This is a genomic window from Arthrobacter sp. 9MFCol3.1 (genome assembly GCF_000620385.1).
In the GTDB taxonomy this organism is placed as follows: Bacteria; Actinomycetota; Actinomycetes; order Actinomycetales; family Micrococcaceae; genus Arthrobacter.
Map to the genome: position 1 here is coordinate 92,859 of NZ_JIBJ01000009.1, position 19,155 is coordinate 112,013.

The window sequence follows — 19,155 nt, forward strand, 5'->3', positions numbered from 1 at the left end:
GGTTCCGGAACGCTACGGCCCCGGCGGTAGGGTTGATGGCATGACCGAACAACTCTCCGTCGCCGTGCTGGGCGCCAGCGGGCGCATGGGTGCAGAGGCCGTGAAGGCCATCGACGCCGCCGCGGACCTGAACCTCGTCGCGGCCCTTGGCCGCAACGACTCCCTCGACTCCCTTGTCAGCTCCGGCGCACAGATCGTGGTGGACCTGACCGTCCCCGAAAGCACCGAGGCGAACGTTCGCTTCGCCGTCGAGCACGGCATGCACGCCGTGGTCGGCACCACCGGCTGGGATGCCGGCCGGCTCGCGGGGCTGCAGGCACTCCTCGCCGACCGGCCCGAAGTTGGTGTCCTGATCGCCCCGAACTTCGCCCTCGGCTCGGTCCTGGCCTCCGCCTTCGCCGCCAAGGCGTCCAAGTACTTCGAATCCGTTGAAATTATTGAGCTGCACCACCCGGACAAGGTCGATGCGCCCTCGGGCACGGCCGTGCGCACGGCGCAGCTGATCTCGGCCGAGCGCTCCGACGCTGGCGTGCCGTCCAGCCCGGACGCCACCACCTCGGAACTCGCGGGTGCCCGCGGCACCGACGTCGACGGCATCCGGGTCCACAGCGTCCGGCTCGCGGGCCTTGTTGCGCACCAGGAGGTCCTGCTGGGCGGGCCGGGGGAGCAGCTGACCATCCGCCACGACTCCTTCGACCGCGCCTCCTTCATGCCCGGAGTGCTGCTGGGGATCCGCAACGTCGCCGCTCACCCCGGTCTCACCGTGGGACTCGACGGCTACCTGGACCTGGGACTCTGAGCCCGATGTCCGCTGCCTTGACAGCCCTGAAAGCGAACCGCACCAAGATCTGGGTGGGGGCCGTCACCCTGCTGCTCGTGTTTTACCTGGTGGTGTCCCTTCAACGTTCCGTACTGCTGATGTCCGACCCCAGCCTCGTGGCGAAGGCGATCGGCGTCGCGTACCTGGTGCTGCCGGTCATCGGGGCCTGGGCCTTGATCCGGGAACTGCTGTTCGGTGCCCGCACTGAGCGGCTGGCGAAGATTCTCGAAGCCGAAGGAGGCCTGCCGGAGGACACGCTGCCGCGCACGCCCGCCGGCCGGATCATCCGCGAAGCCGCCGACGCCGAATTTGAGAAGTATCGCGCCGAGGCCGAAGCCGCCCCCGAGGACTGGCGTTCCTGGTTCCGGCTCAGCTGTGCCTACGATGCTGCCGGAGACCGCAAGCGCGCCCGCGCCTCAATGCGCGACGCCGTGCGGATGTTCCGTGCCGGGGCACAAAAACCCTAGCCGGACACCCATCGCCGATGAGGCCGGATCCGGCCGTGGCACCTGCCGCGCCGGGTCCGGCGTCGGACCTTAGCGGAGGCGTGGAGGCTGGCGGACCCGGGCCGGCTGATAGCTGCCAACCTGGTTGGCCGCATGCGTTGCCCACTCCAGCGGCCCGCGCCACGCCATCGCCGCGAAGACTCCGCCGGCCACCAGCATCCCGACAGCCTGCGCGAAGTACACCCCCTCCACGGTCCAGCCCGTCATCAGCGGCTGATCGTGCAGGGTAGCCATGATGCACAGATGAGCCGTGTAAAGGCTCAACGTCATGGCCCCGGCGCCGCGCAGCGGGAGCAGCAGATCCAGTTCCAGCCATTCACCCAGCCGTCCCAGCAGCAGGCACAGGCCGATCACGGCGGCAGCGGCCCCCGAGGTGTGCAACAGATCCAGCGTGGTGCCGGAGTGCGGTGCACTCGTGGCCAGCCACCACACCGAGCCTGACTGGTCGACGCCGGCAAGGTTGACCTGCAGCAGGCTCTCCAGCGGGTAGGCGGGATCGCCGATGTGCGCCTGCAGGGCCTGCCGGCCGCCCCAGTCCTCCAACATGAGCGTCCCCAGCCACTTGGACATGACCGCCACCACCGTTCCGGCAGCCAGCAGCAGGAACGGCACGGCCGCTTTCCACAGCGCCATCCGGCCGATCACCAGCCCCACAAGGACATAGGCGATCCACTGCAGGACAGGGTAGTAGCCCGTGAGGAAGAGGTCGCCCAGCAGCCTGGCCGGCGTGGCCAGATCCTCCCAGCTGGGGTTGTGACCCAGCCGCAGGGGCGGATCGGCGGACAGCAACCACGGCCGCAGGAGGTAGGCCAGGGCGGGCGCCGCCAGTATCCAGAGGACCGCGAGTGCGGCCAGGCGTTTCACCCCGAGCCCGATAAAGGGCAGCACGCACAGGAACAGGAGGGCGTAGTGGACCAGAATTATCGCGATATTGACTTCCAGCCCGCCCAGGGAGAGCCCGACGGCGCCGATCACGAGCGCCCGCAGGGCGATGCCTCTGCGGGCCGCCCCCAGTTCGGGGCCCTCGAGCGGCTGCTGCTTCCCCGTGGACAACGCGAGGCCGACTCCGGCCAGCACGGCGAACAGCGCGGCTGCCCGTCCGGAAAACGCCAGGCCGATCCAGGTGGGCGTGAGCTGCGGGTCCGGTTCAAAGGTCGCCAGCACGTGCGTGGCCATCATGGCCAGCAGGGCCAGGCCGCGTGCGGCGTCGATGCCGGCCAGCCGGGCGCCGGAGGAAGTGCCCCGGACGGTCCGGGAAGCAGTGGTCATTCCGCGCGCGGTCATCATCCGATCGTCTCACGATCGGCCGGGTAATCGTCCCATCCTCGGCCTGCCCACAGCTTCGGTCCTCTTCCGGACAGATCTTGTATTCGAATATATGTTCGAATACGATGAGCGCATGAACGACGCCGCAGAGCCCGCCTTCCCGCAACCCCAGTTCACCGGCCGGGATTCCACAAACCGGCAAATCCCGGGTCCGGATCCGTTCGGCCCGGAACGGAACAGGACCACGCCGGGCGGACGGGCCGGCGGTGGCGAGTCGGCGGCCGGCGTCCTCAAAGCCATGAGCCCGGGCGTCGTGGACTTCCTCTTCCGGCGCCTGGTGGCCGGCGAACCGGCCGAGGACGTCCAGTGGGGGAACGAAGGCACGGCGCTGGCTGCGGTGCCGCCGGGGGCTGAGCTGGCCCGGCGGCTGGCCGAGACGGACCTTGACGCCCTCACTCCAACAGAGTTGTTCGACTACGTGCGGGCGGCCCAGCGCCTTGCCGCCTGGGCAGAGGCCCTGCGCGAAACCGCCGTTGGGCGTTACTCCTCGGCGCCCTCCGGTGGAAGATCCGCGCCCTCCGGCGAAAGATCCGCACCCTCCGGCGAAAGACGGGGTGCATAGGATGGCAGGGTGACCACTGGCTCAATCACCGCGCTGACGCTGTCCGCCGTCCAATATCAGGCCCTGGATGGTGGCGTCGCCGCCAACGTGCCCGAGCACATCCGGCTCATCGAAGACGCCGAGTCGCACGGGGCCCGGCTGGTCATCTTTCCCGAACTCTCGCTGACGGGGTACCGGCTGGACCTTCTGGAGGGGTCAGGGGAATGGCTGAGCGCGGCGGACCGGCGGCTGGACGGCATCCGGGAAATCTGCCGGCGCACCGGAATAACCGCCGTGGTCGGGGCCGCGCTCAAAGAACCGGCCGGTACGCCGCGGCTGGCCTCCCTCGCAGTCCACCCAACAGGCTCCATCGAGACCAGCTTCAAAACGCACCTGCACGGACCGGAACAGGATCTCTTCGTGGCCGGCAGAAATCCCGCCATCCTGGAGATCGACGGCTGGAAGGTCGCCCTGGCGATCTGCTTCGACGCAGCCCGCCCCGGCCACGCGGAATGGGCCGCGGACGCCGGGGCGGACATCTATGCCGTCTCGGCCCTCTACACGGCCGGCGAAGACCACCGGCTGGCACTGCATCTGGGCGCCCGGGCCATGGACAACCGGATGTTCTCCGTCCTGGCGAACCTGGCAGGCGCCACGCCCCTCGGCCCTTCGTGTGGCCTGAGCGGATTCTGGGGTCCTGACGGGTTCCCGCTCCGGCAGGCGGCCGGCACCGGCACCGAGGTGCTGACCGTGAGCCTCCAATACAGTGTGCTGGCGCGGTTTCGGCGGCCCTGAGTCCGGCCGCGCCGCCGAAACGTGACGCACGGCCGCCGAGTTTGACGTTCGTCACACCGCCGCCATTGTCCTAACATGCCGCAGACAAGGTAACGTTTTTCATATGGCTGACTCTGATATTCGCTCTTACACGTTCGGGACCCTCGTGACTGCCATGGTCACGCCTTTCACACCGGACGGTGAGGTCGACTACCGGCAGTCGGCGGAACTGGCGAGCAAGCTCGTCGACGACGGCAATGACGCCCTCGTGATCTCCGGCACCACGGGGGAGACCTCCACGCTTGAGGACGACGAAAAAGAGAAGCTCTTCCGCGTCATCGTCGAGGCCGTGGGCGACCGCGCCAAAGTCATCGCCGGAACCGGGACCAACCACACCTCGCACTCGATCGAGATGGCCAAGCGCGCCGCCAAGGCCGGAGCGCACGGCCAGCTGATCGTCACGCCGTATTACAACAAGCCGAGCCAGGCCGGCATTCAGGCACATGTCGAGGCCGTGGCCGACGCCGCCGACCTCCCCGTCATGGTCTACGACATCCCCGGACGCGCCGGCGTGCCCATCCTGCCCGAGACCATGATCCGGCTCGCCGACCACCCCAGGATCGTCGCCCTCAAGGATGCCAAGGCCGACTTCAACGCCGTCACGCGCGTCCTGGCGAATACCGATCTTGATGTCTACTCCGGCGACGACGGCCTCACGCTGCCGTGGATGGCCGCCGGCGCCGTCGGGCTGGTCAGCGTTTCCGCGCACGTCGCGACCCGGCAATTCCGTGCGCTGATCGATGCCGCACTTGCAGGCGATTTTGCTACCGCCCGCACCCTACATTTCGAACTGGACCCCGTGGTCCGCGCAGTGATGACCCACATTCAGGGTGCTGTCGCTGCCAAGCAGGTTCTTAAGTGGCAGGGAGTCCTGCCCAACTCGGTTGTCCGTTTGCCCCTCGTGGAGCCGGGCGAGGCCGAGATCGCAACCATCCGCGAGGATTTGGCGGAAGCGGGGATGGTCTTTTCCTGATCGGGATCCAATCCTGATCGTTAAGAACCAGCCCGGCTTCAGCCTGGAAAGTAGTGCACTATGACCCAAACCGCCCTTCCCGGCCTTGTCACGCCGCCCCGCCTCCCGAAGAACACCCTGCGGATCGTGCCGCTCGGCGGACTCGGGGAAATCGGTCGCAACATGACCGTTTTCGAGATCGATGGCAAGCTCCTCATCGTTGACTGCGGCGTGCTCTTCCCCGAAGAGACCCAGCCCGGTGTCGACCTCATCCTGCCGGACTTCTCCTACATCGAGAACCGTCTCCAGGACATCGTCGCGGTAGTCCTGACCCACGGTCACGAAGACCACATCGGCGCCGTCCCCTACCTCCTGCGCCTGCGCGCCGACATCCCCATCGTCGGGTCACAGCTGACACTGGCCTTGATCGAGGCCAAGCTGCAGGAACACCGGATCAAGCCGAACACGAAGATCGTCGTCGAGGGCCAGGTCGAGAAGTACGGGCCCTTCGAATGCGAGTTCGTCGCCGTCAACCACTCCATCCCGGACGCCCTGGCCGTGTTCCTCCGCACCTCCGGCGGCACCGTCCTGCACACCGGTGACTTCAAGATGGACCAGCTGCCGCTTGATGGCCGCATCACCGACCTCCGGCACTTCGCCAAGCTGGGCGAAGAAGGCGTGGACCTGTTCATGTCGGATTCGACCAATGCCGACGTCCCGGGGTTCACCACCGCCGAGAAGGAAATCGGGCCCACCCTGGACCGGCTGTTCGGGCAGGCCTCCAAGCGCATCATCGTCGCGTCATTCTCCTCGCACGTGCACCGCGTCCAGCAGGTTCTCGATGCCGCCGCCAACCACAACCGCAAGGTTGCCTTCGTCGGCCGCTCCATGGTCCGGAACATGGCCATCGCCGCGAAACTGGGCTACCTGGAGGTCCCGGCCGGGATCCTGGTCGACATCAAGAACATCGACAACCTGCCGGACAACCGGGTTGTGCTGATGTCCACCGGCTCCCAGGGCGAGCCCATGGCCGCCCTGTCCCGCATGGCCAATGGCGACCACCGCGTCGTCGTCGGCGAGGGCGACACCGTCATCCTCGCGTCGAGCCTGATCCCGGGCAACGAAAACGCCGTCTTCCGCATCATCAACGGCCTGCTGAAGCTCGGCGCCGACGTCATCCACAAGGGCAACGCCAAGGTGCACGTCTCCGGCCACGCTGCCGCCGGCGAGCTGCTGTACTGCTACAACATCCTTGAGCCGCTCAACGCCATGCCGGTGCACGGCGAAACCCGCCACCTCATCGCCAACGGCAAGATCGCCCTCGAATCCGGAGTGCCGGAGGAAAGCATCCTGCTCGCGGACAACGGCACCGTGATCGATCTTCGCGACCACCAGGCCGACATCGTGGGCCAGGTGGAGGTTGGGTTCGTCTATGTCGACGGCTCCAGCGTCGGCGAAGTCACGGAAGCAGACCTCAAGGACCGCCAGACTCTCGGCGATGAGGGCTTCATCTCCATCATCACGGTCATCCACCGTGCCACCGGCAAGGTGGTGTCCGGGCCGGAGATCCACGCCCGCGGTGTGGCCGAGGACGATTCCGTCTTCGACGAGATCATCCCCAAGATCAACGAGGCCCTCGAGGAAGCCGTGCTGAACCGCACGGACCACACGACGCACCAGCTGCAGCAGGTTGTCCGCCGGGTCGTCGGCACGTGGGTCAACCGCAAGCTGCGCCGCAAGCCCATGATCATCCCGGTGGTCCTTGAGGCGTAAGCCTCAGATGGTTCGCCGGGGCGTAAGCCTCAGGTGGTTCGCCGGGGCGTAAGCCTCAGATGGTTCACCGGGCGTAAGCCCCCCACCCGTACCCGGCGCAGGCCTGGTCAACGGCCTTCCCGGCCATCCCGCAGCCTGAGCGCCGCGGGAGGCGGGGGAGGCCGTTCCCGTTGGGTCCGGCGGCAACATGATCCCGGACGCCCGGAAATTCGGGGTTTTCGGCCCGGCATCCGGTACCGTGGCGGGTATGGCGACTCGTACTTCTTCCGCGCCTAGAGGAAACTCAAGCGGCAAATCAGGCAGTTCTCCCGGCCGGGGGTCCAGTCCCGCCGCATCCAAATCCGCCCGGCCGCGGGGCACCGCAGGCGGCACCGCAGGTAGAACAACAGCCACCGCCCGGACCCGGCAGCTGGCCGTTGTAGAGCCGCACCAGCCCTGGGTGGTGCGGGTGCTGGCCGGAGCCTGGCTGGGCGTCGCCCACGTGATCGGCGCCGGCATCCGCCGGGTCGGCCACGACGTCAGCGACCTCGCTCCCGAGGACCGCCGCGATGGCGCCGCCCTGTTCAATCTGGCCCTGGGAGTCTTCGTCGCCACCTTCGCGTGGTGGGGATTCCAAGGCTGGCTCCCCGATCTCATCTTTGCAATCGTCAACGGCACATTCGGCTGGATGGCCCTGCTGCTGCCGCTCATGCTGTTCGTGTGCGCCTTCCGCCTGTTCCGCCAGCCCGACGACGGCCGCGGCAACAACCGGATCGGCATCGGCTTCCTCATCATGACGTTCGCCGGTTCCGGGCTGGCCCACATCATTGGCGGCCAGCCGACCGTCGCCGACGGCTTTGACGGCCTGCGCCGGGCCGGCGGCATGCTCGGCTACCTCGCCGCGGCCCCACTGGCCGCCGTGCACACCGCCGTCCCCGTCGCGGTCTACGGCCTGCTGGCCTTCACCTCGCTGCTGATTGTCACCGCCACGCCTTTCGGGGCCATCCCCGGCCGCCTGCGCGACGCCTACGAGCACCTGATGGGCATCGACCTGCAGGACGACGAAGACGCCGACCGCCACGACCGCAGCTACCTGTACGAGAACGACGCACCGGCCCCGGCCAGGAAGAAGCGCAAGCGCCTCTTCGGCAAGGACCACGACGACGAGTCCGGCCTGGAAGGCTACGTCGGCGACGAGGCCTTCGAGCGCGCCCTCATCGCCGACGAGGAAGCTGCCGACGCGCGTCCGGCGAAGGGCACGAAGGGCAAGGCGCGCCCTGGCGCCGCGGCCGATGCCGCGCCCGATGTGGCGCCCGGCGTCCGCCGTCCCACCCAGGCCGAGATCGCCGTCGAAAAGATCAAGGCCGCCCAGGGGCTCGGCTCGGCAGGATCCGCCGGCGCTGCGGCGGAGTCCAGCGGCGACGCCACCGAGGCCATCCCGCTGGTCACTCCGGGGATGGTGGCCGCGGGATCGCTCAATGCCGCCGCAGCCGCGGCCGCCAAGGTCCCCTCCAACCCGGTCGCGCCGGCACCGCTGCCCACCCCGATTCCGCAGCGCACCGAACAGCTCTCCCTGGCCGGCGACGTCACCTACACGCTGCCGGCGTCGGACGTGCTGACACCCGGTTCCATCCCCAAGGAACGCACCGAGGCCAACGACGCGATTGTCGCCTCGCTCACCGAGACCCTCAACCAGTTCAACGTGGAGGCGCAGGTCACCGGCTTCAGCCGAGGCCCCACCGTGACCCGCTACGAAATCGAGCTGTCCCCGGGCACCAAGGTGGAGCGGGTCACCGCCCTATCTAAGAACATCTCCTATGCCGTTGCCAGCTCGGATGTGCGCATCCTGAGCCCCATCCCGGGCAAGTCGGCCATCGGCATCGAAATCCCCAACACGGACCGCGAAACCGTGTCCCTGGGTGACGTGCTCCGCAGCCAGAACGCCCGCCGCACCGACCACCCCATGGTCATGGGGGTCGGCAAGGACGTCGAGGGCGGGTACGTCGTGGCCAACCTGGCCAAGATGCCGCACTTGCTCGTGGCCGGTGCCACCGGTGCCGGCAAGTCCTCGTTCGTGAACTCGATGATCACCTCGATCCTGATGCGGGCCACCCCGGACGAGGTCCGGATGGTCATGGTGGACCCCAAGCGCGTGGAACTCACGGCCTACGAGGGCGTCCCGCACCTCATCACCCCGATCATCACGAACCCGAAGAAGGCGGCAGAGGCCCTGCAGTGGGTGGTCCGGGAAATGGACGCCCGCTACGACGACCTCGCCAATTACGGCTTCAAGCACATCGATGACTTCAACAAGGCCGTCCGGGCCGGCAAGGTCCACCCGCCCGAGGGTTCCAAGCGCGTCATCAAGCCGTACCCGTACCTGCTGGTGATCGTGGACGAACTCGCCGACCTCATGATGGTGGCCCCGCGCGACGTCGAAGACTCGATCGTCCGCATCACGCAGCTGGCCCGTGCGGCCGGCATCCACCTGGTCCTGGCCACCCAGCGCCCGTCGGTCGACGTCGTGACCGGCCTGATCAAGGCCAATGTGCCCTCCCGCATGGCCTTCGCCACGTCCTCCGTCACCGACTCCCGCGTGGTCCTGGACCAGCCGGGCGCCGAAAAACTCATCGGCCAGGGCGATGCCCTGTTCCTGCCGATGGGGGCGTCCAAGGCGATGCGTGTCCAGGGTGCCTGGGTCACCGAATCCGAAATCCACAAGGTCGTCGAGCACGTCAAGGGCCAGCTCAAGGCCGTCTACCGGGACGACGTCGCGCCCGAGGCGCAGAAGAAGCAGATCGACGACGACATTGGGGACGATCTTGAGGTCCTGCTCCAGGCAACCGAGCTCGTGGTCACCACCCAGTTCGGCTCCACCTCGATGCTCCAGCGCAAGCTCCGTGTCGGTTTCGCGAAGGCCGGCCGCCTCATGGACCTGCTCGAGTCCAGGGGAGTGGTGGGGCCCTCCGAAGGTTCCAAGGCGCGCGACGTGCTGGTCAAGCCCGATGACCTCGCCGCCGTGCTGGCCGCGATGAAGGGGCAGGACGGTCCGGTGTCCGCCGACTCGCAGACCGCGGCACTGAGCGATAACGCCAACGCGAACATCGCCCAGGGCGGTTACGCCGAGGACCTCGTGGCGGCCGACCTGGAGAACCGCACCCAGGCGATCGACTACCACGACGGCGCCGACGGCGGTTCCAGCGACGAGGACGGCTCGGAGGACGCCTGGTCGCTCACCGGGCGGTAGCGCAGACGGTAGCCTAGGAAGGTGAATAGCGCCGAAGCCAACGCCGGATCCGCCTCGCGGATCTGGAACCTGCCGAATGTCCTCACGATGCTGCGGATAGTGCTGGTGCCGTTCTTCGTGTGGTTCCTCCTCCTCGACGCGCCGGGACTGCAGGCCCAGAACGGCGTCTGGCGCTGGGCGGCCGCCTTCGTCTTCGCGGTGGCCATCTACACGGACAAGCTCGACGGCGACATCGCCCGGTCCCGCGGCCTCGTCACCGACTTCGGCAAGATTGCTGACCCGATCGCCGACAAGCTCCTGATCGGTTCCGCGCTGGTCATGCTCTCGTTGCTCCAGGAACTGCCGTGGTGGGTCACGATCCTGATCCTGGTCCGGGAGTGGGGCATCACCGCGCTGCGCTTCTTCGTGATCCGCTACGGCGTCATCCCGGCCTCGCGCGGCGGCAAGCTCAAGACCGTGGTGCAGACGGTGGCCATCTTCCTCTACGTGCTTCCGCTGGCGTCCCTCGCCCCGTGGCTGGGCGTTGTGGCGTTCGTCGTGATGATGGCTGCCCTGGTCATCACCCTGTGGACCGGCGGCGAATACGTCATCGAAGCGCTTAAGCTGCGGGCCGCCGGCATCAGGGCAGAGAAACAACGTTCAAGGGAGAACAAGCCATGAACCAGCCGGACCCCGCTCCTCATCCCCAACTGCATCCCAACCTGCACCCCAACCTGCACCCCAACCTGCACCGTCTGGCGGAGCAGGCCGTCACCGGCGCCCTCGGCCGCGGCATGACCGCCGCCACCGCCGAATCCCTCACCGCCGGGATGGTCACCGCCGTGCTGGCCGACACGCCCGGCGCCTCCGGGATGCTGCAGGGCGGCGTGGTGTCCTACGCCAACAAGGTCAAGGCCGACGTCCTGGGCGTCCCCGCTGAGCTGCTCGACGCCGTCGGCTCCGTGGACGGCGACGTAGCCTCAGCCATGGCCGACGGCGCGCGCCGCATCTGCGGCGCCGACATCGGCGTGTCCACCACCGGCGTGGCCGGGCCCGAACCGCACGACGGCAAGGCGGTCGGCACGGTCTTTATCGGCATCGCCACGGCGGAAGGATCGACGTCGTACCCCTATTCCTTTGAGGGCAGCCGCGCCGAGATCCGCGCCCTCGCGTGCGGTGCCGCGCTGGAGCGTCTGCTGGAGGCCCTATCTTCCGAAGGCTACCGGGCGTAAAGTTGCCGGGAACAAAAGTTGATTCCGAATAGTTGTTACATTGTGTCGCTTCCAAATGAGGGAGGCGCCTAGGATGAAATCATCAGCAGAGTCCGCCCCCACCGGCGGACTCGACAGTACGAGGAGCAAGGCGATACAGATGGTAAAGCAGCCCGTATCCGTAAACGGCGTTGTCCGCTGGAAGGATGTGGGCCTCGCCGATCAGGCCAAGAGCGAACAGAAGGAGCGCAAGATGGTTGTACTACGTCACGAAATCGGTGATGTCCTGCGCGACGTCCGCCAGCGCCAGGGCCGTACGCTCCGCGAAGTCTCGCACAGTGCCCGTGTTTCCCTGGGCTACCTGAGCGAAGTGGAACGCGGCCAGAAGGAAGCCTCCTCGGAGTTGCTCTCCTCGATCTGCTCGGCCCTCGATGTTCCGCTTTCGAGCATGCTCCGCGAAGTCAGCGACCGCGTCGCAGTCGCAGAAGGCGTCGCAGTTCCGGATACCGTTCCCCAAGAGTTCGCGCAGCGCTACGGCCGCGACCTCGACCGGGAGCTCAACTCCGACCTCACCGACGAGCTGGCCAAGGGCCTCCTCTCCGGAGCACGCTAACCCCCAACTCACTTAAGACCTAAGACGCAAAAGAGGACCTCCGGCCCCGGCCGGAGGTCCTCTGACGTGTTCCGGGGACCTGGATTCCCGCCGGGGGAGTCAGGCGGGCTCGTCCCGGGGGAACCCATCTCTTTCGTAAGTGGCATTGAGCTTGGCCATGTACATGGCCAGCGCCTGCAGATCCTCGGCGGGCCATTCCGCCAGGCGTTCCCGAAACACCTCACGCCGGGCGTCCTGGACCTGGTGCATCCTTTCCTCGCCTTCGGGCGTCAGCCGGATGGCCTGCGCCCGGCCGTCCAGGGGGTCCGCCTCCTTGGACACCAGCCCGAGGCCCTCGAGGAAGGCGATCTGCCGGCTCACCGAAGGCTTGCCGACTCCGATGCAGGAGGCGAGATCGGTCAGCCGGATGGGGCCCTGCTTGCGGATCACGCTGAGCAGCCCGTAGGCGGCGGGTTCCATGTCCGGATGGACCTGGCGCGAGAGCTGATGGGAAATCGACCGGCCCCGGCGCCAGAGCAGGCTCAGCTGGTTCTCGACGGCGTCCAGGGCGGCGTCCGCGCCGGCGGGATCGGGAGCGGCATCTCCCGCGGGCTCAGTTGGGTTGCTCATGGCAACCATTCTAGAGTCCCGGGCCGTGAGAGACTTTACTCGTGCGAATCAGTGACTTTTGGCGGCTTATGGACGACGAGTTCGGCGCGGGATACTCCCGCGTCCTGAGCAGTTCGCTGGTCCTGGCAGGGGTTGGAGGCCGCACCGCGGACCAGGCCCTCAGCGCCGGCGTTGCGCCCCGCCAGGTGTGGCTTGCCCTGTGCGACGTCCAGGACGTCCCGCCGGAGCGCCGCCTGGGCCGGGACGTCAAACCCCGTGACAGCACCGGGCCCCGCTGACGCCTGCGCTGATGCCGGCTGAGCCCCGTTGACGCCGGCCGGGCCCGTCGGCGCCTGACACGCCGCCCGATTGTTCGAATATCTGTTCGGATAGCGATATGCTTTTTTTCAGACCGTTTTCCACATAAGTGGTTCCCTCGACAACTTTGTCGGAGGGTGCCAGTAGCGTCAGTGATGACAGACAAAGGCCTCCACGGCCACTCCACAGCGAGAAAGTATTAGAGGTGTGAATCATGGCCGCAGCCCCGGATCGCCAGAAGGCGCTCGACGCAGCGCTTGCCCAGATTGACAAGCAGTTCGGCAAAGGCTCGGTCATGCGCCTCGGCGATGAAGTCCGTGCGCCCATCGAAGTCATCCCGACCGGCTCAATCGCACTGGACGTCGCCCTGGGAATTGGCGGCCTGCCCCGCGGCCGCGTCGTGGAAATCTACGGTCCGGAATCATCCGGTAAGACCACGGTCGCGCTGCACGCCGTTGCCAACGCCCAGCGCCAGGGTGGCATTGCCGCCTTCATCGACGCCGAGCACGCCCTCGATCCGGAATACGCCGCCAAGCTGGGCGTCGACACCGACGCGCTCTTGGTCTCCCAGCCGGACACCGGCGAGCAGGCACTGGAAATCATGGACATGCTCATCGGTTCCGGCTCCCTTGACGTCATCGTCATCGACTCCGTGGCCGCCCTCGTTCCCCGCGCGGAAATCGAAGGCGACATGGGCGACAGTCACGTGGGCCTGCAGGCCCGCCTGATGAGCCAGGCCCTCCGTAAGATCACCGGCCGCCTGAGCCAGACGAAGACCACGGCCATCTTCATCAACCAGCTGCGTGAAAAGATCGGTGTCTTCTTCGGTTCCCCGGAAACCACCACCGGTGGTAAGGCGCTGAAGTTCTACGCCTCCATCCGCATCGACGTCCGCCGCATCCAGACCCTGAAAGAGGGCGCCGATTCCGTCGGCAACCGCACCAAGGCAAAGATCGTCAAGAACAAGATGGCCCCGCCCTTCAAGATCGCCGAGTTCGACATCATCTACGGCCAGGGCATTTCCCGTGAGGGCGGCATCATCGACATGGGTGTCGAGCACGGCCTGATCAAAAAGTCGGGCTCCTGGTTCACCTACGATGGCGACCAGCTGGGCCAGGGCATGGAGAACTCCCGCCGCTTCCTGCGCGACAACCCGGAGCTGGCGGCCGAACTCGAGCGCCTGATCAAGGAAAAGCTCGGTGTCGGCGTCAAGGCCCCGGCCGAGACCGAGGAATCACCGAAGCTGAAGGCCGTTGACGGCTTCTAACAGCCGGCGGCGCAAGGGGGCAGGATTTCCATCACGGAATCCTGCCCCCGGCTTTGTCGGCCCCGACCAGCCCGCGGACAGCGCCCGTGGCGCGGGTGCGCCGGCCGAACAAGACCGGGACGCGGATCCCGCGGCCGTGGCGCGTGCCATCGTGCTGCGGCAGCTGACGAATTCGCCCAAGAGCCGGCTGCAGCTCGCGCGCAAACTGGCCGAACGCAACGTCCCCGAGGATGTCGCGGAGGCCGTGCTGGACCGCTTCGAGGAAGTGCGGCTGGTTGACGACGCCGAGTTCGCCGACATGTGGGTCCGCAGCAGGTCCCAGACCCGCAAGCTCGCCAAGGGGGCCTTGCGGCGCGAACTTGCGGACAAGGGCATCGACCCGGAGACTGCTGCCGGTGCACTGGATCAGCTCAGCGACGCCGACGAGGAAACGGCCGCCAGGGAGCTCGTGGAGAGAAAGCTGCGGGGATTCACCGGCGGCGAAGACCGTGCCGAACGCGACAAGGTGACGCGCCGCCTCGCCTCAATGCTGGCCCGCAAGGGATACCAGCCGTCGCTCGCCTTCCGGGTGGTGGGCGAGGTGCTCGATGCCGCCGCCGGCCATGCAGGGGACGGGGACTAGGGCCGCCGGGCCGGGGTCTGCGCGGGCCCAGCCGCGGCCCGCTATCCTTACCCGTTACCCTTAACAGGTGAGTTTTACCATTCCTTCCCCAGCAGCCGGCACGACTTCTCCAACAGCGCCACCGGCGGTGCAGCCAGCAACCAGCGCAGACGCCGTTTCCGCACCGGAAAGTCCCGCCCCGGCCCAGCCCCGCACCTACCAGGTGCGCACTTTCGGTTGCCAGATGAACGTGCACGATTCCGAGCGGATGGCAGGCATGCTGGAAGCCGCAGGCTACGTCCCTTCCGCCGGCGAGCTGGCCGACGTCGTGGTCTTCAACACCTGCGCGGTCCGGGAGAACGCCGACAACAAGCTGTACGGCAACCTCGGCATCCTCGCCCCGGTCAAGGCAGCCAACCCCGGAATGCAGATCGCCGTCGGCGGCTGTCTCGCGCAAAAGGACCGGGAGACCATCCTCACGAAGGCCCCGTGGGTGGACGCCGTGTTCGGCACCCACAACGTCGGTGCCCTGCCGGCGCTGCTGGACCGGGCCCGCCACAACAATGAGGCCCAGCTGGAGATCCTCGAATCGCTGGACGTCTTCCCCTCCACCCTCCCCACCAAGCGGGACTCCGTCTACTCAGGCTGGGTATCGATCTCTGTGGGCTGCAACAACACCTGCACCTTCTGCATCGTCCCGGCCCTGCGGGGCAAGGAAAAGGACCGCCGCCCCGGCGAGATCCTGGCCGAAATCCAGGCGCTCGTGGATGACGGCGCCATCGAGGTAACACTGCTGGGCCAGAATGTGAACTCCTACGGCGTCGAATTCGGCGACCGGCAGGCGTTCTCCAAGCTGCTGCGTGCGTGCGGCGACATCCCGGGCCTGGAGCGGGTCCGGTTCACCAGCCCGCACCCGGCCGCCTTCACCGACGACGTCATCGACGCCATGGCCGAGACGCCCAACGTCATGCCGCAGCTGCACATGCCGCTGCAGTCCGGCTCGGACAAGGTCCTCAAGGACATGAAGCGGTCCTACCGCTCAACCAAGTTCCTCGGCATCCTGGACAAGGTCCGCGAGAAGATCCCGCACGCCGCCATCTCCACGGACATCATCGTCGGGTTCCCCGGCGAGACCGAGGAGGACTTCCAGGCCACCCTCGACGTCGTGGAGAAGTCCCGGTTCGCCACCGCCTTCACCTTCCAGTACTCGAAGCGGCCAGGCACGCCCGCCGCAGACCTGCCGGACCAGCTGCCCAAGGCAGTCGTCCAGGAACGCTTTGAGCGCCTCACGGCCCTGCAGGACCGGATTGCCGCAGAGGAAAACGCCCGGCAGCTCGGCCGCCGCGTCGAAGTCATGGTGACCGCCCAGTCGGGCCGTAAGGCTGGGGAAACCCACCGCCTCTCCGGCCGGTCCCAGGACCAGCGGCTGGTGCACTTCTCCGTGCCCGCAGGAGCCGAAGTGCCCCGGCCCGGCGATCTCGTGACCGTCACCATCACGGAGGCGGCGGCGTTCCACCTCGTCTCGGACCCTGCCTCGGCCGAGGACTACAGCCTGCGCCGGTCCCGTGCCGGTGACGCCTGGGACCGTTCGCAGGCAGATTCCTGCGGCGCTGGCCCGGCGGGCAAGATTAGCCCCGCGGGCAGGACCAACGCGCAGGGCACGTCCGGCGTGTCGCTGGGTATGCCCAGCCTCCCGGTCCGCGGCCGTTAGCGCCGTGCCCGGCCCGCAGGGTGCCGCGCACGACGCGGCAGCCCAGGCCACACCAGTCGAGGCCACACCAGCCGAGGACACAGCCCGGCAGGACACTGCCCGGCGGGACACAGCCCAAAATACGGCGGTGCCGGGGGCGCCGCCGGTTGCGCCGCCGGTGATCGCCGTCGTCGGGCCGACGGGGTCCGGCAAATCAGACCTGGCAGTCTCCCTCGCCCTCGAGCTCGACGGTGAAGTCATCAACGCCGACTCGATGCAGTTCTACCGTGGCATGGATATCGGCACTGCCAAGATCACCGAGGCCGAGCGCCGCGGTGTGCCGCACCACCTGCTGGACATTCTGGACGTGACCGAGGAAGCGAGCGTCTCGGACTTCCAGCAGCAGGCCCGCGCGTTGATCGCCGACATCCACGGGCGGGGCAAGCGGGCCATCCTGGCCGGCGGCTCCGGACTCTACGTCCGCGCCGCCCTCGATGTCCTCGAGTTCCCCGGCACGGATCCGGAGATCCGCGGCCGGCTTGAGGCGGAACTGGCCACCGCGGGATCCGCGCCCCTGCGGGAACGGCTGGAAGCAGTGGACCCCGTGTCCGCGGGCAGGCTCGGCGACGACCGCAGGATCATCCGAGCCCTGGAAGTTTTCGAGCTCACCGGACGGCCATTCAGCTCCTTCATGCCGGCCCGCGAATACTTCCAGCCTGCCGTCCAGATCGGACTCGAGGTGGACCGGGAACTGCTCCGGCAGCGCCTCGCCGACCGGGTCCACGCAATGGTCGACCAGGGGCTACTGGACGAAGTCCGCCGGCTGGACGCCGCTGGACTCCGCAACGGCCGGACCGCGCCACGGGCCCTCGGCTACGCCCAGTTCCTCCGGGTGCTCGACGGTGCCTCCAGCCTGGAGCAGGCCGCGGACGACACCATCATCGCCACCCGGCAGTTCGCGCGCCGGCAGCTGACCTGGTTCCGTGCGGATCCCCGGATCACGTGGCTGGGCTGGAACGATCCCGATCTGGTGGCCGAGGCCGCCGGCCTCTGCCGGGCGACGCCGGTTCCGCCTCCGGCGTAGCGCGTGGGTCACGGTACCGGAGCGGTCAGGGCGGAACGGTAACCTTGGAGCATGGACGAATCCCAAGCCGTAGCCGCTGACCGTACTGCCGGCGATACCGCACCCCTGAGCGGTCTGAAGTTTTCCAAAGGCCACGGAACGGGCAACGACTTTGTCCTGATCGCAGACCCCAACGGCGCGCTCGAGCTCAGCCCGGAGCACGTCGCGGCGCTCTGCGACCGGCACCGCGGCATCGGCGGCGACGGCCTGATCCGCGCCGTGCCTTCCCGGCTCCTGCCCGAGGGACAGGATTTGCTGACCGCGCACCCCGACGCCGAGTGGTTCATGGACTACCGCAACGGCGACGGCTCGCTCTCTGAGATGTGCGGCAACGGAGTCCGCGTCTTTGTGCACTTCCTCATCGCCGAAGGCCTCGTGGACCTGCCGGCCGGCGAATCCCTCGTCATTGGAACCCGGGGCGGTGCCAAGACGATCGTCCGGACAGCTTCGGGCTACGCCGTGGACATGGGCCCCTGGGAGTTCATTTTCCCGGGCGAGGCGACGGCGCGGGCAATGGATTCGCTCGTCAGCGCAGACGGGCTCGAAGTCGCGCGCCCCGCCCTCTCCGTCAGCATGGGCAACCCGCACACCGTCGTGGCCCTCGCCGAAACGGCCGAACTGGAAGCCACGCAGCTGTTCACGGCCCCCCGGGTGGACCCGACGCCGCCGCACGGCACCAACGTCGAATTCGTTGTGCCGTCCGAACCACTGGTCCACGACGGCACCGGCACCATCACCATGCGGGTCCACGAGCGCGGGGTGGGGGAGACCCAGTCATGCGGCACGGGCGCCTGCGCTGCCGCCGTCGCGATTCGCCACTGGGCCGGCCAGGGCGCACCGGACGCGTGGAACGTCCACGTCCCCGGCGGCGTCGTCGGCGTGAAATTCTTCCTGGGCCCGGAGGGGCACGAGCACGTCGAGCTCAGCGGCCCGGCCGTGATCGTCGCTAGCGGGACGCTTTCCTGATTCGAAGGATCCGGAACGACTTCGACGTGCTCTCCCGGGTCACGCTGAAGCTGGAGTCGAGCTCCGCCGAGAGCCAGCGCTGCAGCGAGTCCGAGCCGAGGTTTTTCTGGACCACGAGCCAGGCCGATCCGCCCGGCGCCAGCCTGGGAATCCACAGGCGCAGGAGGGCGTGAAGCTCATCCTTGCCGATCCTGATCGGCGGGTTGGACCAGATGGTGTCAAAGCGCAGTTCGGGGTCGACGGCGTCCGGCGTGCTGGCGGTTACGTTGTTCAGCCCCAACAGGCCGGCGTTTTGGTTGGTCAAGGTCACGCAACGTTCGTTCACGTCCACCGCGTAGACCTGTGCGTGCGGTGCCCGCAGGGCCATAGTCAGGGCGATCGGTCCCCAGCCGCAGCCGATATCCAGCAGGTTGCCCTGCGGCGACGGCGCCGGGACGTCGGCGAGCAGCACCGCCGTCCCCTTGTCGATCCCGTCCGGGCTGAAGATCCCCGAGGACGTCTGCAGCCGGCGCGTCTCACCGGCAAGATCCACGGTGAGCGGCTTGCGGGTGAACGGCCCGGCCGGCTGGGCGCTGAAATAGTGTGCAGACTCCATAATGGGCCAGATTAGTTCGCGGCCAGCCCGTATGGGAAACCGGGCGGGAGCGCCGGCGTCTGCTACGCTACGAAACATGATCTTGATCTCCAAGTAGCCGGCACGGGCCTGGTCTCTCCTAGGAGCGACAGCCCGTCCCCGGAGCGACGCAGGTAAACGCCTTCCGCTGAGTGCGCCATCGCAAGGGTGAGTTTTCTCACCCGCTGGCGCCCGCACCACTTGGAAT

Annotated in this window: 19 protein-coding genes; 16 read left to right on the forward strand and 3 right to left on the reverse strand. The window is 67.7% G+C overall.

The features are described 5' to 3' along the window. Nucleotides 1-40: 40 nt before the first annotated feature. On the forward strand, nt 41-799 hold the full coding sequence (gene dapB / locus C560_RS0111445) for a 4-hydroxy-tetrahydrodipicolinate reductase (protein ID WP_026538308.1): 759 nt from the start codon (nt 41-43) through the stop codon (nt 797-799). 5 nt (nt 800-804) lie between these two features. Then, nucleotides 805-1,287: a hypothetical protein gene (locus C560_RS0111450; protein WP_026538309.1), complete on the forward strand. Its 483-nt coding sequence runs from the start codon at nt 805-807 to the stop codon at nt 1,285-1,287. 69 nt (nt 1,288-1,356) lie between these two features. Here C560_RS0111450 and C560_RS0111455 read toward each other — a convergent pair whose 3' ends face one another. Then, nucleotides 1,357-2,610, reverse strand: coding sequence for a heparan-alpha-glucosaminide N-acetyltransferase domain-containing protein (locus C560_RS0111455; protein ID WP_026538310.1), 1,254 nt, complete (start codon nt 2,608-2,610; stop codon nt 1,357-1,359). Nucleotides 2,611-2,725: 115 nt separating this feature from the next. Between C560_RS0111455 and C560_RS0111460 the strand changes: the two genes are divergently transcribed. The 8 genes from C560_RS0111460 to C560_RS0111495 all read left to right on the forward strand — a co-directional run bounded on the left by C560_RS0111460 (nt 2,726) and on the right by C560_RS0111495 (nt 11,781). Continuing rightward, nucleotides 2,726-3,214 (forward strand): hypothetical protein, encoded by a 489-nt coding sequence (locus C560_RS0111460; protein WP_026538311.1) that lies wholly within the window; start codon nt 2,726-2,728, stop codon nt 3,212-3,214. Between the two features lie 9 nt (nt 3,215-3,223). Continuing rightward, nucleotides 3,224-3,988, forward strand: a complete 765-nt coding sequence (locus tag C560_RS0111465) for a carbon-nitrogen hydrolase family protein (protein ID WP_026538312.1) — start codon at nt 3,224-3,226, stop codon at nt 3,986-3,988. 103 nt (nt 3,989-4,091) lie between these two features. Then, a complete protein-coding gene (gene dapA / locus C560_RS0111470) occupies nt 4,092-5,000 on the forward strand; it encodes a 4-hydroxy-tetrahydrodipicolinate synthase (protein WP_026538313.1) in 909 nt (302 codons plus the stop codon). 60 nt (nt 5,001-5,060) lie between these two features. Further along, a complete protein-coding gene (locus C560_RS0111475) occupies nt 5,061-6,752 on the forward strand; it encodes a ribonuclease J (RefSeq protein WP_018774464.1) in 1,692 nt (563 codons plus the stop codon). A gap of 247 nt (nt 6,753-6,999) precedes the next feature. Further along, complete coding sequence (locus C560_RS0111480) at nt 7,000-9,978, forward strand: FtsK/SpoIIIE family DNA translocase (RefSeq protein WP_026538314.1); 2,979 nt, start codon at nt 7,000-7,002, stop codon at nt 9,976-9,978. A gap of 21 nt (nt 9,979-9,999) precedes the next feature. Then, entirely contained in the window at nt 10,000-10,638 is a 639-nt protein-coding gene (gene pgsA / locus C560_RS0111485; RefSeq protein ID WP_018774462.1) for a CDP-diacylglycerol--glycerol-3-phosphate 3-phosphatidyltransferase, read from the forward strand. Next, on the forward strand, nt 10,635-11,189 hold the full coding sequence (locus C560_RS0111490) for a CinA family protein (protein ID WP_081801686.1): 555 nt from the start codon (nt 10,635-10,637) through the stop codon (nt 11,187-11,189). The genes pgsA and C560_RS0111490 overlap by 4 nt, the downstream gene beginning before the upstream one ends. A gap of 139 nt (nt 11,190-11,328) precedes the next feature. Beyond that, nucleotides 11,329-11,781: a helix-turn-helix domain-containing protein gene (locus tag C560_RS0111495; protein ID WP_026538316.1), complete on the forward strand. Its 453-nt coding sequence runs from the start codon at nt 11,329-11,331 to the stop codon at nt 11,779-11,781. Between the two features lie 99 nt (nt 11,782-11,880). On the opposite strand, the gene C560_RS0111500 is transcribed toward C560_RS0111495, so the two are convergent. Then, nucleotides 11,881-12,390 (reverse strand): MarR family winged helix-turn-helix transcriptional regulator, encoded by a 510-nt coding sequence (locus C560_RS0111500; protein WP_026538317.1) that lies wholly within the window; start codon nt 12,388-12,390, stop codon nt 11,881-11,883. Between the two features lie 41 nt (nt 12,391-12,431). Here C560_RS0111500 and C560_RS0111505 point away from each other — a divergent pair, with 41 nt between their 5' ends. From C560_RS0111505 to dapF, 6 genes are all read left to right on the forward strand, one after another. After that, nucleotides 12,432-12,668, forward strand: a complete 237-nt coding sequence (locus tag C560_RS0111505; RefSeq protein WP_026538318.1) for a DUF3046 domain-containing protein — start codon at nt 12,432-12,434, stop codon at nt 12,666-12,668. Between the two features lie 233 nt (nt 12,669-12,901). Continuing rightward, a complete protein-coding gene (gene recA / locus C560_RS0111510) occupies nt 12,902-13,954 on the forward strand; it encodes a recombinase RecA (RefSeq protein ID WP_018774457.1) in 1,053 nt (350 codons plus the stop codon). A gap of 136 nt (nt 13,955-14,090) precedes the next feature. Next, nucleotides 14,091-14,576: a regulatory protein RecX gene (locus tag C560_RS21665; protein ID WP_043423008.1), complete on the forward strand. Its 486-nt coding sequence runs from the start codon at nt 14,091-14,093 to the stop codon at nt 14,574-14,576. Nucleotides 14,577-14,643: 67 nt separating this feature from the next. Beyond that, nucleotides 14,644-16,266, forward strand: a complete 1,623-nt coding sequence (miaB, locus tag C560_RS0111520; RefSeq protein WP_442853159.1) for a tRNA (N6-isopentenyl adenosine(37)-C2)-methylthiotransferase MiaB — start codon at nt 14,644-14,646, stop codon at nt 16,264-16,266. A gap of 127 nt (nt 16,267-16,393) precedes the next feature. Further along, on the forward strand, nt 16,394-17,329 hold the full coding sequence (gene miaA / locus C560_RS0111525) for a tRNA (adenosine(37)-N6)-dimethylallyltransferase MiaA (RefSeq protein WP_026538321.1): 936 nt from the start codon (nt 16,394-16,396) through the stop codon (nt 17,327-17,329). A 51-nt stretch (nt 17,330-17,380) separates the two neighbouring features. Then, entirely contained in the window at nt 17,381-18,334 is a 954-nt protein-coding gene (gene dapF, locus C560_RS0111530; RefSeq protein ID WP_026538322.1) for a diaminopimelate epimerase, read from the forward strand. Here dapF and C560_RS0111535 read toward each other — a convergent pair. Next, entirely contained in the window at nt 18,315-18,929 is a 615-nt protein-coding gene (locus C560_RS0111535; RefSeq protein ID WP_026538323.1) for a class I SAM-dependent methyltransferase, read from the reverse strand. The two genes, dapF and C560_RS0111535, sit on opposite strands and share 20 nt — an antisense overlap. Nucleotides 18,930-19,155: the final 226 nt, after the last annotated feature.

What these genes read in the sequence shown, in the direction of transcription:
- dapB (WP_026538308.1), top strand. Translation starts at nt 41, where the DNA reads ATGACCGAACAACTCTCCGTCGCCGTGCTGGGCGCCAGCGGGCGCATG.
- C560_RS0111450 (WP_026538309.1), top strand. Translation starts at nt 805, where the DNA reads ATGTCCGCTGCCTTGACAGCCCTGAAAGCGAACCGCACCAAGATCTGG.
- C560_RS0111455 (WP_026538310.1), bottom strand. Translation starts at nt 2,610, where the DNA reads ATGACCGCGCGCGGAATGACCACTGCTTCCCGGACCGTCCGGGGCACT.
- C560_RS0111460 (WP_026538311.1), top strand. Translation starts at nt 2,726, where the DNA reads ATGAACGACGCCGCAGAGCCCGCCTTCCCGCAACCCCAGTTCACCGGC.
- dapA (WP_026538313.1), top strand. Translation starts at nt 4,092, where the DNA reads ATGGCTGACTCTGATATTCGCTCTTACACGTTCGGGACCCTCGTGACT.
- C560_RS0111475 (WP_018774464.1), top strand. Translation starts at nt 5,061, where the DNA reads ATGACCCAAACCGCCCTTCCCGGCCTTGTCACGCCGCCCCGCCTCCCG.
- C560_RS0111480 (WP_026538314.1), top strand. Translation starts at nt 7,000, where the DNA reads ATGGCGACTCGTACTTCTTCCGCGCCTAGAGGAAACTCAAGCGGCAAA.
- C560_RS0111490 (WP_081801686.1), top strand. Translation starts at nt 10,635, where the DNA reads ATGAACCAGCCGGACCCCGCTCCTCATCCCCAACTGCATCCCAACCTG.
- C560_RS0111495 (WP_026538316.1), top strand. Translation starts at nt 11,329, where the DNA reads ATGGTAAAGCAGCCCGTATCCGTAAACGGCGTTGTCCGCTGGAAGGAT.
- C560_RS0111500 (WP_026538317.1), bottom strand. Translation starts at nt 12,390, where the DNA reads ATGAGCAACCCAACTGAGCCCGCGGGAGATGCCGCTCCCGATCCCGCC.
- recA (WP_018774457.1), top strand. Translation starts at nt 12,902, where the DNA reads ATGGCCGCAGCCCCGGATCGCCAGAAGGCGCTCGACGCAGCGCTTGCC.
- dapF (WP_026538322.1), top strand. Translation starts at nt 17,381, where the DNA reads ATGGACGAATCCCAAGCCGTAGCCGCTGACCGTACTGCCGGCGATACC.
- C560_RS0111535 (WP_026538323.1), bottom strand. Translation starts at nt 18,929, where the DNA reads ATGGAGTCTGCACACTATTTCAGCGCCCAGCCGGCCGGGCCGTTCACC.